Raw genomic sequence first — 16563 nt, 5'->3', positions numbered from 1 at the left:
CAAGCGGTTCCTACGATAGGTAACAAATTCAGTCGCTTGGATGGCCGGTTTCCAAGATCGGTTTCCGCAACGTTCCGCCTAGAGTTGGAAACCCCAAAATGAGAATCCGTCCTGACGCCAGGCTCATCCTCTCCCTAGCATGGTGGCTAGCTCTGCCGCTTGGTGCGTTGATGTATGTCGCGCGGTGGTTGGGATGGGTGAGCTTCCCTTGACTCTCCCCTGCCCCGCCCCACCATCACAGGATGGGCAAGGGCATAAGCATAGGCGACACAGTCGCTATTACCGCTACCGTTCGCAGGCGGGTTCTAGAGGATCGGGTAAGCGTCTCGATCCCGAGCTACAACTTCCCGCATTCGATCCGAGATACTTCCAAGGTCAAGCGAGGCCAGAAGATCGAGCTTCAAGGCGAAGTCACCAGGGTAGACGATGAGAAGGTAACGGTCGTCGGGCCGGATCTAGGAATTACAGTCGGCATAGAAGCCGTCAAGCTGGTGGAGAAATACCGGGCGCCAAAGCGCAAGGTGCCGTTGCGCGACAAGGTCGACTGAACGCAAAAGCCCGCCGCACCTTCCGGCACAGCGGGCCTTGTTAATTTTTTCGACCAGATTTGAGGGCTTCAGCCGCGCAGCGCGCGCCATATGTCGGCCCAATAGGCGGTAATCAGTGATGCCACGGCGGCGGCGGCCACGCCGGTGACGCCAAGCGCCCCCATCCCCATGAGCTTCCACCTGGTCACTTCCGCGGTCACTTCCTTGACCGTCGTCATGTCCTCGGACAGGGCTTTTACAACGGCTTCCGTCTTGGCAAATCGGCCCGCCAACTCGTCCGTCTTCTGATACATCTTCGCGCGGCTGGCTGCGGCGCGCTGTTCCGATTGCTCGTAGCTCAATGATGCTCGAGCGTCGGAATCCTTGATGTCGCGTCGGATCTCCGTGATGTCGCGCTGCATGTTCTGAGCGGCCTCCATCAGGCCGCCGATCATCATTTCGAGGCTCTTAGGCGAGGTCGGCATCAGCCTATCCCTTGTCCCAGGCCGCGATCTTGGCGACCTGTGCTGCGCATGTGTCGAGCCCGGCGCCGTTGACGTCGCCTCGAACGATGAAATCCTCGGTCGTGGCCGGGCCGCCGGCCTTGCGCCATTTGCCCGGACAGGGCCGCAGGAGCGCCGCCGGCACGCGCTCCTTGATGGTCACGGTCTTAGTGACCAACGGAGGGCTTGTCGGCGTACAGCCCGCGCAGAGCGTCAGGCACAGGAGTGTCGAGATAAGAGCGGACCTGTTCATCATTGCCTTTCAGATCGGTGCGATCGGTGGCCTGCTTGAGCAGGGCCTCGTTGGAGTCGGCGAGTTGCTGAGCGAGTTCGGCCGTAAGCCTGTTGTTCAGGTCCTGCTGCGCTTGCATGCGGCCGATGGTTTCCTGGTTGGCTTCGTTGACGTCGATGGCGGTGGCGAGGTCCGCCTTCGCCTGGCGTTCGGCCGCTCGAGCGTCGGCCGCATCCGCTTTGTATTTATATGCCGTCATCCCGATTCCCATGAATGCGATCAGGATGACGGCGGCGATGCCGAGTTTGAGGTAGCTCATAGCGCCAGCCCCCACCACACAAGGCCAGCGATCGCGGCCAAGCCGAGCGCGATGCCGACTGCGACTGCCGATGCCGTAGCAAGCCAGCGCATCAGAGCCCCCTCAGACAGAACGCGTTTTCGGCCTGTCGACGCCTGGTCAGCCCCGGCAACCGGATGCCGGCGGCCTTGTCCCACTTCAGCAACTCCATGCAGCCGCCGCGAATGTCGCCAGCGTTGACCTTCCGCGCCAGCGTCGACTTGCAGAAGGCGCCGATGCCGACGTTATAGGTGAAGGACAGGAACGCCGCGTAGGGCTTGTCAGGCACGGCGGCAGGGTTCTTAAGGCAGCGCGTCATGCCGGTTTCGAACTCGACGAGCCGAACCGCCAGCATGTCCTTGCATTCGGCCGTCGTTGCCCGGTCGCCCATTTTGACGCCACGCGTCTCGCCGAAGCAGATTGTCGGGATGCCGATCGGATCCCGGTAGGCGTAGGTGCGCAAGCCCTCGAAACCGGAAACCATGGCAATGGCGCAAGCAGCGAGGGCGCTGCCCTTCTTGAGGCGGGTCATTGGTTCTCTCCTGAGATTTTCTTCTGGACGACGAAACGAGCGATGAAGGCGCCGCAGACGCACAGCCCCGACAGGGCGGCGAAGATCAGCGGCGGGATTGGAAGCAGGCCATTGAGCAGCGGCAGCGCTACCTCGAGCCCGGAAAGGATCGCGGCGACGAACAGAAGACGCACACTCCACGCGTGCTTGAGCACGGCGCGCCAATTGTCGACGATACGCATCTTTGCCAGTCCTTTTCGGTTGATATGCTGGGTGATTTGGCGTCAGAGTGCCGCCCCATGACCGGAGCGGCTTTTCTCGACGCGGATTTGAGCATGTGGGTGAAGGCGGCCGGCGTCGCGCTCACGGTCGCGTTCGGCTTGGTCGCCGGCTACAGGGTCCAGCGCGTGCTCCGCGCCTATATCCCCAACATGCCGGCTGAACTTGGTCCCGCCGTTGGGCTGATAGCCAGCGTCACCTGGCTACTCCTGTAGATCACTCTTCGGTGTCGTCTGCCTCGTCGTCGCCGCCGGCGACACGGCCAAGCTCGGCGCGCTTCTCGGCCAAATTGTCCATCTTGGTCATGATCGACGACATCGAGCGGTCGAACTCTCCCTGAGAGATCAGGTTGCGCTCGCGCTTGCGGCCGAGCGCCCGGGCCTGCGCCCGCAATTCCTGCTCGACCTTCTTCATGTCGTAGCCGTGCCAGAACAGCCCTTCCTCGACGTCCTGGCCCTTGACCTTGATGCCGACCGACGAGGCGAGCGCTGACGGCAAGTCGTAATCCCGGCCCTTCGCGTCGGTCGCACCCTTCAGCGAGTTTTCGATTTTGGTCCAATACCAGGAGTTCGGCACCCACGCCGCCGACGGCATCCAGCTTTTCCAGGCATAGTCACCGACCTTGCCGGCCTTGTCCCACCAGTCATCGGTCAGATCGTTGGTGATCGGGTCGCCGGTAAAGCCCTGCTTGTTAAGGGCGAGCTCGGCCGCCATCATCATCGGGCCGCCCAACTGGATCGGCGCCGGAATGGGTACGGCACCCGAACCCTGATTGGTGTCGAAGACGTCGCCGGCCGGGATCCAGCGGCGGATGTCGAGGAACATCGGCAGGCCGTTGCCGTCGCGGAACGGCAGGCGCAGCATGCGCGGCACGCCGATCCACGAATAGCCCTGCTCTTCGTCGCGCAGGCTGGCGCGCTCGCGGTCCTCTTCGTCGTCATCGTCCCAGCCATAGGCGAGCGCGTTGAGCGCATAGGCGATCAGGAAGTATTTCGGCAGCTTCCACGGCCTCGTCGCCATTGCGCGGGCGATCAGCGGCACGGCGCGATAGGAATAGGCGATGAACGGCAGCACGGTGTTGCGGGCGGCATTCACCCACGGCGCCCGGATGTCGTAGTCGAGGAATTGCTGGCGCGCGAAATCAGCCGCCGCAGCCGGCTCGTCGCCCATCTGCCGGCGGCGCATATAGGTCGCCATGCGGAACAGTTCGTCCTCGATGCGGTAGGCGTCGAGCATCTTGCGGTCGACGAGCTTCGCCCAGGTCCACAGCCGGTCGGCGATCTTGCTCAACACCCTGGCCTTCGACGTGAACGTGCCGGCGCTGGCGTCCGCCTCGGCCTTGGCGATCTCCTCGAGGATGGGCTTCAGCACGTTGTCGCGAAGGTCCGCCGAAATCATGTCCGCGCCGAAAGCGCCGTTCTTCAACGCCTCCTGGTAGTGCTCATCGCGCGACACGAAGGACTGCACGCCGGCCTTCAGGTCCTGAAGCCGGATGTCGGCCATATCCATGAACATCAGGTTCGACATGATGTTGTTCATGTGGACGACTGGCGAGCGCGCGGTCTTGTTGAGCTTCCATTGCGTCAGCAGCTGGCGCCAGACCGTCGGCCGCGACATGATCTCGATCTCGTTGAGGTCGCGCCAGATTTCGGCGCGCACCCACTTGCCGGCCAGCGCGCCCCAGCGCTTCTTGCCGCCGGACTGCGGAATGGCGCTGTCGGGAACCTTGATGTAGGCGATCTCCTGATCGGCCCAATAGCGGCCGGCGTCAGAGGCATCCTTCCACTTCGCCGCCGGCTCCTTGCTGACGGTCCACTGCTCGTTTTCGGCGATGTCCTTGTAGAAGCGGCCGGTGGCGAGGTCGTGCGCCATCATCATGTAGGTCTTGCCGATATTGTAGCGGGCATCGAGGATTTCGCCCATGTTGGCGCGCTCGGCCTTGGTGTAGTCGCGCCAGAGCACCAGCTTGCCGCCCTTCTCGCCCCTGATCTCCCACAGGCCATTGTCCTTGAAGCCGGCATATTTCAGCGGCACGTCGCGATCGGCAGGCCAGTAGACGCGGCGGACGGTCCTCTCCTTGGCTCCGTCGGCAAGGCTGTCCTCCTGCATCTCGACCTGGTCGAGCACGCGGAATTTCTCGCCTTTGACAGGCCGGCCGCGCTTGGCGAGGTTCCACTCGGGATCATCCTTCACCAAGCGCGAGGCGTCGATGTCGAGGAAGATACCCCTGCCCTTGAACTGGTCGCCGATGATCTTCTTGCGGTTGCGGCTCATCATGCGACCGACCATGCGCGAAAGGCCGGTCTGGTCGACCTCATTCTTGGCATAGACGCGGTGGAGATAGGCGCCCCGGTTGCGCTCAAAGCTCTCGGCCGACAACAGCCCCAGCGAGACAGCCTCCTGGCCGAGCTCGTCGATCGCGTTGCGGATCGGCTCGGCGAGCTTGCCCATGTCTGCGTCGTCGACCTTCTCGCCGGTCAGGATCGCCTGCAGCACCTTGGCTTCGCTGACGCCGACGTTCTGGTCTTTCAGCGATTTGAGTACTTCGACGCCTTCCATCATGATGCGCCGCTCGTCCAGGCTGCGCTTGCGCTCGCGGCCGACATAGTCAGCATCGAGCCCGTAGCGGTCGATGAGACCGGCCCGGGCCGCTTCCAAAGTGCCGTTCATCCACGAAAACCGGCCTGCCGGGCTGAACTTCGCCTCAGTGATGACCTTGGCGGCCTTGTCCGACAAGTAGAGCCCGGGCTTCCACTGGCCCTGCTTGTTCACGCCGCCGAAGAAATGGAAAGGCATCCGCATGGCTCGGTCGATCGGCTGGCCACGGGCAATTAGCCCCTGAGCAACGCGCTGGCGATCGGCGGCAGTCTTCGGCTCGCGGCGCATCTTGAACAGGCTGGTCTGGTCCTTCTCGTCGCCGAACAGCGGCAGCCCGGAGGCGTCGCGCTGCGGCTTCGACGATCGCTGCCGGCCCTGCATCAAGCGCTCGGCGCGCTCCTTGTCGCTGATCCTCTCGGTGCCCGGGATGACGAACTGCTCGCGCGGCCCGTCCATGGTCTCGACGACTTCCTTGGCGAACAGGTCATTGTCCATCGAATGGATTGCATAGGCGACCTCGTCGCTGTCCGATGCGCGCGGCCGGTTGCCGATCTCGCCGGAGCCGATCTTGGCGAAAATGTCGTTGGTCGTCTGGAAGTCGAGCCCGCGCAGCGCGTTGCCGAGCGCTTCGATGAAATTCCTGATCTTGCGGAAGGCGCGCGCGATGAGCCCGCCGACGTTGAATTTCTCCGTCGCCCAATCGGCATAGGCGTGGGCGATGCCCTCTTCGATCTGCGCCCAATCAGGAAAGCCCGCATAATACTTTCCGATCTTATAGCGCTCCATCCAATCCCGCATGGATGTGTTCGAGAGCGCCTGCCATTCTTCTTGGGTGAACAGGCCGGCCCGGCGCATGGCGTGCAACGCTTCGTGATGCAGCACGTTGGCCGGATTTTTCGCCTCGAGAGCGACGTCGATCAGGCCACGGAAATAGCGGCCGTCGGCGGGATAGGCTTTGCCGTCGACAATGAAGCGGATCGACTGCGCCAGGCGCAGGCCGACGTCGGTCAGGCCAAGCCGGTCCAGTTCCTTGCGCAGCGCGCCCTCGATGCGATCCGTTTCGGCTGCGAAACTGTCGGCGAGCAGGATCTCCGAGCGCGACTCGCCGCCATCGGTCGCCTTGAACCGCTCGGTGATGACGCGCGGCTGCCCCTGGCGCAGCGCAAACATCTGCTTGCCGCCGGTGTCGCCGGTGATCTCGCGCGCCACATCGAGATTTTCCTTCGTCTCGAACACGGCGCCGGCCTTGCGCATGGCGTCGAGCACGCGCAGCGCCGTTGGCGGCGGGACGTCGATACGCATCTCGCCGCCGACCTTGACGAAGTCGCGGCCGGCGGCCTCGAGCACGCCGCGGTTGAGGTAGTATTGGCCGCCCTTGTTGCGCCCGCCGTCGGTGATGACGCGGATATCGCCATTCGGCAGCCGCTTCACGCCGGCCAGGCGATCGGTCGAATAGAGCGCTGCCGCGGGCACGCGATCGAGGAACCGCAGGATGTGGTCGGCGATGTTGAAGCGGACCGGGCGCGTTCCAAGGAACGTCTCGGGGTCGAAGTCGCGCCGCATCATGATGCCGGAGCGCAGCCGGCCCTCGTCGTCGGTGAAATTGATGATCGAGCCGCGCGCGTTCACGACGTCGTAGCCGGCGAGCAGGTTGCCGGTGACGACGAGGCGCTCTTCGCGCCGCGACTGCTGCATGTCGTCGAACGCCTTGATGATCGGCATGGAACCGATCGACCGGGCTTCCTCGACCTCGATCTGTGCCGGCGACGGCTCAGACGGCGCGGTCCTCGCGGTGTAGAGTTGCGAAAACGGGATGGTCATCTGCCGCGAAGCGTCGGCGGTGGCGATGTGGGCGTTCCAAGAGCCAAGCGCCAGCGGGTTCTTGGTCTTGCCGGTGCGCTTGATGGCAATGACGATGCCGTAAAGGTTGCCCATGCTCTCGGTCTTCAGCCGAACGCCGGTGCCCGGCGCGAACACGTTCATGAGCGCGTTGAACCGCTTCTGGATGTCGGCCAGCTTGGTTTCCATCGCCGCGCGGACTTCCGGCTTTTCGATGTCGCCGACCATGAACTTGCGGTAGGCGGCGAACTCTGCGTCGACAGCATGCCACTGCTCGCGATATTTGGCCGTCGTCGCCCGTTCCAGGCGCCCCAGCGCGGCCTGCGCTGTTTCCGGCGTCACGTTGCCGGCGTCCTCGCCCGCGGCATCTGCGATGGCCTCGACGACCTGCACCGACGACATCGGCTTGCCGAGCTTCTTGACGTCGACCTTTTCGAAATACACGCCATCGGCGAACGGGCTATCGGTGCTGGACGGCTCCTTGACCTGCCTGTGCTCGATGGTGCGGGCGTCGAGGTCGAGCGTCTTGGCCTCGAGCGCGTTCTCGCCCGACGCCTCGACCTGCGCGATGAACGATGTGTACTCGCTTTCGAGCATCTCGTAGACGAGCTCCTGCACGTCGAGCGGCAGGAGCGGGATGCGGCCAGTGACCTTGCGCATCGCCTCGGTGTGGTCAAAGCCGTCCTTGGCCTCGTTCAGCGGCTCGCCGAGCATCTCGTGAATATCGGGATTGTCTGCCATCACGGCAGCCGCCACGCGGTCGCCGTACTCATTCATGAAATCCGGGACATCCTTGGCCGTCAGCGCGCTATCGCGGCTCGCCGTGGTGTTGGCGTTCAGCGACGCCATCTTCTTGGCGAGAACCGAAGCCGGGCGCTTTTCGGCCGGCACGTTGGCGACAAGCTGCGAATAGCGCGGCGTCACCACCTGCCCGGTGCGGTGGACGCGGCCGAGCATCTGCATGTGGGTGTCGATGTTGCCTTCCGCCTGGGCGATGATCATGTGCCGCTTGCGGCGGTCCTTGACCTTCTCGGAAGCGTGCAGCGACAGGCCGGTGGATCCCGCCTGGTTGAGGATCATGGCGTCGAGCGCGCCGCCGTTGAAATCGGTGATGGCCTTGCGGCGGCCGGCGATCGACTTGGCGCTGCCGGCGCGCATCTGCAGGACCTGCGTGCCGTCGGCGCGATAGTCGATGACCATGGAACGCCCGGTGATCTCGCCGACCTTGTGCCCGGCCTGGGCGATGCGGCTCCTGATCCAGTCGATCGGCGAGACCGGCAGTGAGCCGAAATCGCCGTCCTGAATAAGCTTTTTCGCGGCCTTGAACGCTGCTACGCCAGCCGGCCCCAACTCCTCGTCGGTCAGGTAGTGCCGTTCGCTCTCGCCCTTCTTGGCGAACGGCTTCCTGATGATCAGCACGCGGCTGCGCTCGAGGTAGCGGATAAGCAGGTCGGCGAAGTTGATGCTGATGGCGTCTCCGGGCTTCAGGCCCTTTTCGCCGGCATACTCGTCGAGGAACGATTCCAGCGTGTTGGCCAGCGTGATGACAGGCTTTTCGCCCTTGGCGATGGTCTCTATGGCAAGGTTCGCCGCCACGTCGGCTTTCAGCGCCAGGAGGATCTGGTTTATGACGTTGTGCATGATCGACGTGAAGTTCGTCGAGGTCGCGCCGGCGCCGCCGGTCGAGTTGTCGCTGCTGATCTGCTTGGCGTCGGCCTTCATCTCCTTGTCGATCGCCTTGCTGGCGCCTTTGACGTGGTCTTCCGAAAACGTCTGGATCGCCTTGATCGAGGTCGAGAACCGCTCATAGGTCTTGCGGTCGACGGGCACGACCGGGCTGTCGTAGACGACGCCGTCAAACGAGCGCTCGCGCCTGACATACTGGCCAGCCTTGCTCAGCATGGTGGCGACGATCTGCTGCATCGGCACGCCGCCGCGCTGGATCAGTTCGCCGAGCTTGGTGATGTCGTCGACGGCAAGCCGCATGTCGGTCTTGGCGTAGAGGTCCATGACGTCGGGGCGCTTGGCATAGGTCGCCGACGAATAGAGCACGGCGTCGGCGGTTTGGGCGATCTCGCGGGCGAACGTCGCCCGGTTCATCGCCTTGTCGTCGACCATGCCGGCTGCGTTGCCACCGGCGTTGTGGCTCTCGTCGAACACGACGACGCCATTGGCACCGACCATCGCGCGCAGGAAGGCCATGCGCTCGGTCTGCTCGCCCTTGACGGTCTGCATCTGCGAATAGGTGGTGAACACCAGGTCGAAGCCGTCGAGTTTGCCGGCGGTTGCCATGCGGCGCATAAGCTGGGCGTGCGGTCCGGGCCCCTGCGACTTGATGAACTTGGTGCCTTCCTCGTCGAGCGGCACGCTTTCGCCTGAGTTGGTCATCAGGATCTTCGGCTCGCGGCCGAGCATCTCGACAATGCCGATGTCGACCAGGTCGCGATACATATCCGCGTAGAGGTTAGGCTTTTCGGTGACGAAGATCGGCGTCTTCTTGTTGCGCATAGCCCAGCGCAGCACCGCCGCCACCTGCCTGCCCTTGCCGATGCCGGTCTGGTCGCCGACGATAAAGCCGGCTTTCTTCCTGAAATTCTCGATCGCCAGCGCGATGCCGTCGACCTGCTCGGCCGCGAAATAGTCGCCGAGCCTGTCCTTGGGATAGCCGAGTTCCTTGGCGACGAAGGTGTCGAGGTCGCCGACCTTCTTGGAAAGAGCGGCCAGCGATTCCGAAACCGTCGTCTGCATGTTGACGGGAACCAGCGTTCCCATGCCGGACTGCCCGGATTTCGGCTTGTAGGCCACCTGCTTGTCGGCGGTGTCGATCTTGGGGGCGCGCTTGGTCTTGGCCTGCTCGCCATCGGAACCGATCGCCGCAGCGGTTTCGGCCGCCGCCTCGGTCGGCTGGATCGCTTCGCGGTTGCCCTGGCGGACCTCTTTGGGTGATGGTGCGGCGCCGAACAGATCCGCCTGCGGCGCGGGAGCGGTCGGCTGGGGCGGTTCCTTGGTCAGTAAGTCCCACACGGCAGGGGCATCGGTCGCGCGAATGACGACTGCCTCGCCAGAGGCGCCGCCGACATAGCCTTCCAGATAGGGGTTTATCGGATCATAGCGGCCCGGCCCCATGTCTGCTGTCGGTGCGTCCGGCTTCTCCGGCGCTTTACCGGCCTTGGCATCGAGCCAGCCGCGCACCCGCTCGAATGCGACCGGGCTCTCGGGATGGGCGTAGTGATCGCCGGGCGCATTGATATTTGTGGTCGAGCCAAAGACAGCCTTCCACTCTTTCGAGCGGACGATCTCCTTGACCTTGTCGGATGTTACGTCAGTGCGTCGGCCATTTGCTGCGGGCTGGTCGCCGCCATTGCGCGCTTGAACGCCTGCATCCGGTTCAGGCTGAGGCGCTGGTACAGGCTCTCGTTGCTGCCGATCAGGTCCAGGCTGAACGCTTGCGGGCTGTCCGTCCGCAATCTCGGCGATTGGTCCGGCGCCAGAAGGTTCGACGCCACGAACTGCGACGTTATCAGGCGCATTGCCTCGAGGCGCTGGCTCTGCGGCAGCTTCGACAGAAGGTCGGACATCTTCTCCACCAGAAGGTCGCGTTGCTCGATCGTATCTTGCATCGAGAAGGCCCTTTACTTCGTTCCACGAGTTGAGGACGCGCGGAACATCTGCGGCCGGCAGCCGAAGGGCGGACTTGCCCTTGCCCCGGATCACGATCACGTCGACTGGCCAGCCGGCCCCCTGCTTTTCGTAGAGCTCACCGGCCACGGTGAAATGATCGACCACATTGTACCGCGAATAGAGCGTAAGGTAAAATTCCCGTTTCGCCTTGCCGTTGTAGGCGTTCGAGCGGGCTTCCTCGGTCTTGGCGAGCTTGTTGATGCCGCCCAGGATCAGCACCGCCGAACCGTCGTCCTTCATGCGATCGAGCGCGCTCAGGCTGATGGCATGGTCGATTTCGCCGGTGGTGTAGCGATCGTCGATCCTGAACTGCTTGGTCTTGCCGCCCGCTTCATGCACCGCGCCGAAGGGCGGGTTGGCAATGACTACATCGACGCCGCCCGCCGGCAGGCTCGCGCCGGCCCTGTCGCTGGCAGCGTCCTCGCTGGTCGTGTCGAACCTCAGTTCGCGCAGCATGGCGGCGCGCTCGGGATCCAGTTCATTGGCGAACGCCTGGTCGGGTGTCGCCTCGATCAGCAACGCGCCGTTGCCGGCGGTCGGCTCATAGACGGAACCGGCCTCGCTGACGTTTGCCAGCCGCGACGCCACATAGGCCAGCGGTACCGGTGTCGAATACGCTTGGTTCTGGATACTGGTCGAGGTCCGGACCGAGAGGTTCGGCTGCCGGCGATAGAGGCTGACCAGGCGGTCAAAGGTGATCTTATCGCCACGGGTCCGCGACGCCTTGACGATCTCGCGGCCGGCGAGCACCGCACCGACCTCGACCGCCTCATCGACGGCCTTTGCCGCCTCCGTGCCTGGCTTGATGGCGCCGCCGACGCGCTCGGCCGCGAACTGGCGCGCCTGGGCGATCGACGGGAAACCATTGTCCGGCGACGAGAAATACTCGGCGAAGGCGATGCCGAGATTTAGAACGTCGGGTTTCTCGGGTGTGCCAAAGCCGGCGCTCGCGGCCGGTGCAGTTTGTCTAGCGAGCACCTTCGTCGGTTTGCCCGCCTGCTCCTTGGCATATCTGGTGTTCTCCACCATCGCCCGGCCTGCGCCGTCGTCGATGTGGAAATAGCGATCTCCAACCTTGAAAAAGCTGTCGTAGGCGTCGAGATCGATGGGCGCCTCGATGCCCTCGACGATCATCTGCACAAACTCGGCCGCATCGTCCTCGCCAGCCGGCATGTTTCGGCCACGATCGCCAAGATCGTAAAGCAGGTCGATATCCTGACCCTGACCAGAAACCATGCTGCCGACGAGCGTGACCGACTGCACTTCGTCGCCGACGACAGATTGCGCGTATTTCGTCAGCGCAGGAAGGTCGACGCGCTTGGGTTCGGCCGGCTTGGGCGTCTCGTCGACAGGCTCATACGCTGCCGAGCGCTCGCGGACGGAAACGCCACCGCCCGGCTTGAGCGTGACCGGCTCGGTGATCCTGATGCCGCCGTCGGTGGTGAAAGAGCGGACGCCGCGCTGATCTTCAAAGAGCGGGCGGTCGTCCTGGTTTACGCCGATCTGCCGCCATTGCGGCTTGGCTGCGACTTCATCCGCTCCTCGAGACGGTTCGCCGCTTCCAGATTGGTCGCCGCCCTGCGGAGTTCCTTCCGGTCCTCGACGCTCAGGTTGGGCTGGTTGAGCGACCGCTGGCGCAATTGCTTCGCCTTGTCGGTCCTCTGCTGCGGGGTCAAACGGGATGACATTGTCGATGTCCTCTGTTTGTTCACTCTGCTCCGTTTCGGCGTCGATCGCAAGAGCATGGCGTTCCATGACCTCGACGGCAGCCTCTTCCGGCCACCAGCCATCGGCAATCAGCGCCTCGATTTCCGCCATTTCGGCGGGCCGAAGATTGGCGCCGACGGCTTGAAGCGTCTGTTTCAGGTCGTCGAGAATGGCTTGGGTGCGCGATTCGCCGGGATCGCCTGGCACCTTGATGCCGGCGCCCTTGGCCTGGTCGGCGCGCGAAAACACGCGCTGGCCGCGCCGCGTGGCTTCGATCGCGTTGAGCAGATCGGGGATGGTGCTTACCTGATACTGGCCCGCCTGCCCGAGATAGCCCGCCTCTTCGGCGAGTTCGCGGGCTCGATCGAGCGTCAGGCCGCCGGAACGGACCAGACGGCCGGCACCAGGCACGAATAGATTGCGCAGGTCGAGCGAGCGCAGTTCGCCCTGATAGTCCTGAAGGCCGCCGGCTTGCGCCAGAAACTGCACGATGTCGGGCGTTCCGGCTGTACCGCCGCCGCTGCGCTTCTGCTCCGGCTTGGTGTAAGCGATGGGCTTCTTCGGGTTGCCGTTCTTCAGCCATTGCCGGAATTGCGCCACGGTCATGCCCGAGACGGCGCCGGCGCGCGTTGGGCCGCTGCCGTCCGAGAACGCCGCTTCGTAGGTGTCCATCGCCGACTGAAGGTCATTGTAACCGAGCATCACCTTATGCTCGTCGAACTTGCCGGTGCGCGGGTCGATCTGGTCGACGACGAAGACGCTGCCGGTGTTCTCCTGGCCGAGATAGACGTCGACCGCATCGCCGTCGGCGCCATTGGTGCGCTTGAGATAGCCGTAGGGCGCCGGCATCCGCACCGACCAAGGCGTGCCGCTCGGATCGATGCCGGTACGCTCCTGCCCCGCCTCTGTCTCGATGGCGATGGGCATGCCCTGCCATTCGACGTGACGCTTGCGGTAGTTGCCGGCCTCGGCCTGTGCCGGCGTCGGCTCGGCGGTCTGCTCGGCATTGATGTGGATGTCGGAGGGCCGCTCGATCACTACGGGCGCTTGGCGCGTGCCTGGCGCCGGCTGTAGCCTCGCCATGGTCGCGCCGTTCTCGGTCTTTGTCTCAAGCCCTTCGACCTTGGCGCCGGTCGGCACGGTCCGCCACGTCGCCGACGGCGTGAACTCTTCGGCGGCTTTGCGCTCGGCGACGATGTCGGACAGTTTGCGCTTGTCGGAAAGCAGGGCGTCGAGGTTGGGCCGGCTGTCGTTCGCGCCGGGGATCATTTCAGCGGTTGGGATGCTGCCTGGACGCCGCGGCGCCTGCTCGATCTGGCCGCCCATGTGGCGGCCAATGACGTCAGCCGCCCAAGTCGGCAGGCTTTCGGCACCATAGCTCGGGCCCCAATAGCGGCGCGCGCCAAGATCGATGTGGATGGCGTTATTGTAGACGCCGATGCCGGTGAAGCCCATGGCGGACGCAGCCTCGATCAGGCGCACGCGCTCGGCGATCGGCATGCCGCGCACGTCGATGTCGAGCGCATTGCCGTCCATGTGCTGTGACTGTTTCGCGCCGCCTGCCTTGGCGTTGCGGTCTGGATCGCGAAAACCGGAATTGATCGGCAATTGCGCGCCGAACGCATCCTGCAACTGCTGGAAGCGGTCGAGGACTTCCGGGCGGACGTTTTTCACGTCGGCGGACCCGGATTCTATGGTGAAGCTCTCGGGCTCCGGCACGATCGCGGCCATGCCCGTCGGCTTGTCTTCGACCGGGATCAGGCTCGGATCGGCGACGGGCGGCGGCTGTTCCGGGTTTGTTTCACGAGAAACAGGAGCCGCGGTCGGTGCCACCCCGCCAGCGTCAAGCTGCTGCAACTCCGGAAAGAAATGCTTGTTGCCCGGCATGTTGGCGTAGTGTTCGAACTGGGCGGGATCGAGCCTTTTCAGGTCGCGCATCGAGGCGATGAACTCCTGCCGCGCGGCTTCGATAGCGGCAGGATCGTTCGTCGCCGTTGCGTCATTGAACGCTTTGGCCGCGCGTGAGCGGCGCAAGGTGACGGCACCGAGCGCTTCATCGCCGGTCGGGGTTGGCGTGACCGGCATGCCGACTGCTGGCGGCTGCGGCTCGAACGCCTGCTCGACACGGGCGGTCGGATCAAACCCGGCCATCTCCTGACCGAAGGCTTCGTCGATCCTGCCGTTGACGGCTTCTTCGGACTCGGGATCAAGACCGATGATCTGGTCGGCCGGCAAAGCGCCATCAGGCACGGCTTCGACCGACCGAAGCCGTGATCCCTTCCCCTGGCGGGCCATGCCGATGCCGATTTCAGGCACGCCAGTGACGACCTCGGCCATGCCCTCCATGAGCACGTCGGCGGGCTTGCTGACCTCGCCCTCGTCGACAAACTGCGCCGACGCCTCGCCGGCTGCGCCCGTGCCGGCCTGCGCGGCGAGCTCGGCCACTGGCTTGCCGATCCTGCCGGCAATGCCGAATGAAAGCGCGTCGAAAGCCGCGATCGGGATGCCGCGCTTGATGGCGTGCTCGCGCGCCTCTGCCATGATGGCCGGATCACGGAAAGCGGCGACGACCTTGGCGTCGTCGTTGAAATCGACGCCGTGCTTGCGCATGGTGTCGATCATGGTCGCGGAATACTCGCCGGCGAAAGAACCGATGAACGTGCCGCCGACAAGGCCGGCTGTGGCGCCAGCGGCGGTGCCGGCGACAGGAACCACGGAACCGGCTGCACCACCGGCAGCGCCGCCCGCTATACCACCTGCCAGCGGCGCGATCGACTGCGGCACGCTCTCGCCGATGGTCGACAGGACCGCCTGCGGATTGCTCAGGATGGCATAGGCGCCGCCGCCCCAGCCTTTCGACTCCGCAATCTCCTTCATGCCCTGCTCGACGGCAGGCGATGGCGGATAGTTGGCGATGTCCAGTTCGTCGCGGACCAGGTCCTTGGCGGCTTCCTCGTCGGTGATGAAGCCGGTTTCCCGCTTGATCATGGTGCCGGCCTGCTGCAGGCGGTTGAAACCGCGTGCGACAGAGCCGAACGGGACGGAGCGGTCTTCCGACATCGGATCGGCGCGGCCGATCGCCGGCATCGCGGTCAAGCCAGTCGTGTCGAGCTTCTTCAAGCCCTGCGTGTCGAATGCCGACGGCGCACCAGCCGGGCGCAAGCCCGTAGTGTCGAGTTTCTTCAGGCCGAGCGTGTTGAGGGTCATTTGGTGTAAAGCTGCCCGTCAATCATGATGATGGAGCCGGCGGGCGCGCTGTTTTTGAACCAATCGACTTGCTCCTGTGTCGTTGCCTGGAACGGGCTGGCCTGCGACCCATCGCCTTGCATGGCTGGAACTGCGGCTGCGGGCGCCGCCACCGCTGGTGCTGGCTGGGCCGGGGCTGCGGCGCCTGGCTGCGGGCGCTGCTGGTTGCCCGTCTTGAGATCGTTGAGGATCTGCTCGTAGCGCGCGCGGCGATCCTCCGGCGACGTGCGAAAATCGCTCGACGGCATTTCCATGGCGGTCAGTTTGCGCGCCAGTTCCATGAACTCGACATCGGTCGGCGGCTTGCGACCCGACGCCATGGCAAAGGCGTCCTCTTCGGAATAGCCGAGCGCCCGCGCGGCATCTCGCACGACCTCGAACTGCAACGGCCTGCTGTTGGTGTTGGTCGCGCTCATGTCCGGCTCGGGCGCATTGTCGACCCGGAACGGATAGCCCGGATCGGCGCGGTTCTGCGCGCCGGTAGTGCCGTCTTGGAGCCCTTTGACCGCCTCGGTCATGAACTGCTCCTGCCGCTTGGGCGAGTTCGGATATTGCGACTTGGCCTGCTCGGAGAGCGCCTTCAACTGCTTGATGACCAGCCGGTTGTTGATGACGGCGTCGGGCAGGTCGACGCCAAGTTGCTTCGCCACGGTGCGCGCTGTCTCGACGTCGCCCTGGTCGAGCAGGTCGATGACCTTGTAGGTGCCATCGAGCTCGGCATTGTCGGCCTTGACCGCGCCAAGCCGGGTGTTCTGGCCAGCCTGGGCGATGCGATCGGCAGACGTCGCCTGATTTTCGGCCGCGGCAAGCTCGGCCTCGCCAGTCCTGATCGGCGCCTGTGCGGCCTGCTCGCGCGCGACGATGACGTCGTAGGGCGCGGTTTGCGCTGCGATATCGGCGCGGGTGCGGTCGAAATCGGCGCCGGCCTGGACCGAGCGCAGCCGCGACGGCATGGCGGCGGCGGCCTCGGCGTTCTGCTGCATCCTCGCCTCATTGGCGATGTCGGTGGTCAGGAGGTCCTGATAGGCCTGCTGGCCGCGGTGGAAGGCTGCGGTGCCGGGGTTTTCGCGAATGAACTGGATGTCGGACATGGTCTGTCGCCC

General features: G+C 64.4%; 9 protein-coding genes. 2 read left to right on the top strand and 7 right to left on the bottom strand.

From position 1 onward, the window contains the following. Positions 1–242 precede the first annotated feature (242 nt). The gene (locus tag EOA85_RS00350; RefSeq protein ID WP_127207922.1) at positions 243–548 is read left to right on the top strand and encodes a hypothetical protein; all 306 of its coding nucleotides are present in this window, start codon (positions 243–245) and stop codon (positions 546–548) included. 68 nt (positions 549–616) lie between these two features. Here the strand turns inward: EOA85_RS00350 and EOA85_RS00345 are convergent, their stop codons facing one another. The 5 genes from EOA85_RS00345 to EOA85_RS00330 form a co-directional block, all read right to left on the bottom strand. Beyond that, a complete protein-coding gene (locus EOA85_RS00345) occupies positions 617–985 on the bottom strand; it encodes a DUF1515 family protein (RefSeq protein WP_245485539.1) in 369 nt (122 codons plus the stop codon). A gap of 31 nt (positions 986–1016) precedes the next feature. Next, positions 1017–1208, bottom strand: a complete 192-nt coding sequence (locus tag EOA85_RS37185) for a hypothetical protein (protein WP_164759425.1) — start codon at positions 1206–1208, stop codon at positions 1017–1019. After that, positions 1198–1581: a hypothetical protein gene (locus tag EOA85_RS00340; RefSeq protein ID WP_127207920.1), complete on the bottom strand. Its 384-nt coding sequence runs from the start codon at positions 1579–1581 to the stop codon at positions 1198–1200. The genes EOA85_RS37185 and EOA85_RS00340 overlap by 11 nt, the downstream gene beginning before the upstream one ends. 91 nt (positions 1582–1672) lie before the next feature. Beyond that, positions 1673–2131 (bottom strand): lysozyme, encoded by a 459-nt coding sequence (locus tag EOA85_RS00335; protein ID WP_127207919.1) that lies wholly within the window; start codon positions 2129–2131, stop codon positions 1673–1675. Next, positions 2128–2352, bottom strand: coding sequence for a hypothetical protein (locus tag EOA85_RS00330; RefSeq protein WP_127207918.1), 225 nt, complete (start codon positions 2350–2352; stop codon positions 2128–2130). Before EOA85_RS00330 ends, EOA85_RS00335 begins: the two co-directional genes overlap by 4 nt. A 57-nt stretch (positions 2353–2409) precedes the next feature. Between EOA85_RS00330 and EOA85_RS00325 the strand changes: the two genes are divergently transcribed. Then, positions 2410–2604, top strand: a complete 195-nt coding sequence (locus tag EOA85_RS00325; protein ID WP_127207917.1) for a hypothetical protein — start codon at positions 2410–2412, stop codon at positions 2602–2604. Between the two features lies 1 nt (position 2605). Here the strand turns inward: EOA85_RS00325 and EOA85_RS00320 are convergent, their stop codons facing one another. Then, positions 2606–15421, bottom strand: coding sequence for a strawberry notch C-terminal domain-containing protein (locus EOA85_RS00320; protein ID WP_127207916.1), 12816 nt, complete (start codon positions 15419–15421; stop codon positions 2606–2608). Further along, positions 15418–16551, bottom strand: a complete 1134-nt coding sequence (locus EOA85_RS00315; RefSeq protein ID WP_127207915.1) for a hypothetical protein — start codon at positions 16549–16551, stop codon at positions 15418–15420. Before EOA85_RS00315 ends, EOA85_RS00320 begins: the two co-directional genes overlap by 4 nt. Positions 16552–16563: the final 12 nt, after the last annotated feature.

The organism is Mesorhizobium sp. M5C.F.Ca.IN.020.29.1.1 (assembly GCF_003997375.1).
Classification (GTDB): Bacteria; Pseudomonadota; Alphaproteobacteria; order Rhizobiales; family Rhizobiaceae; genus Mesorhizobium; species Mesorhizobium wenxiniae.
Note: the sequence above shows the minus strand (reverse complement) of the source record. Positions and strands in the feature narration are given on the sequence as shown.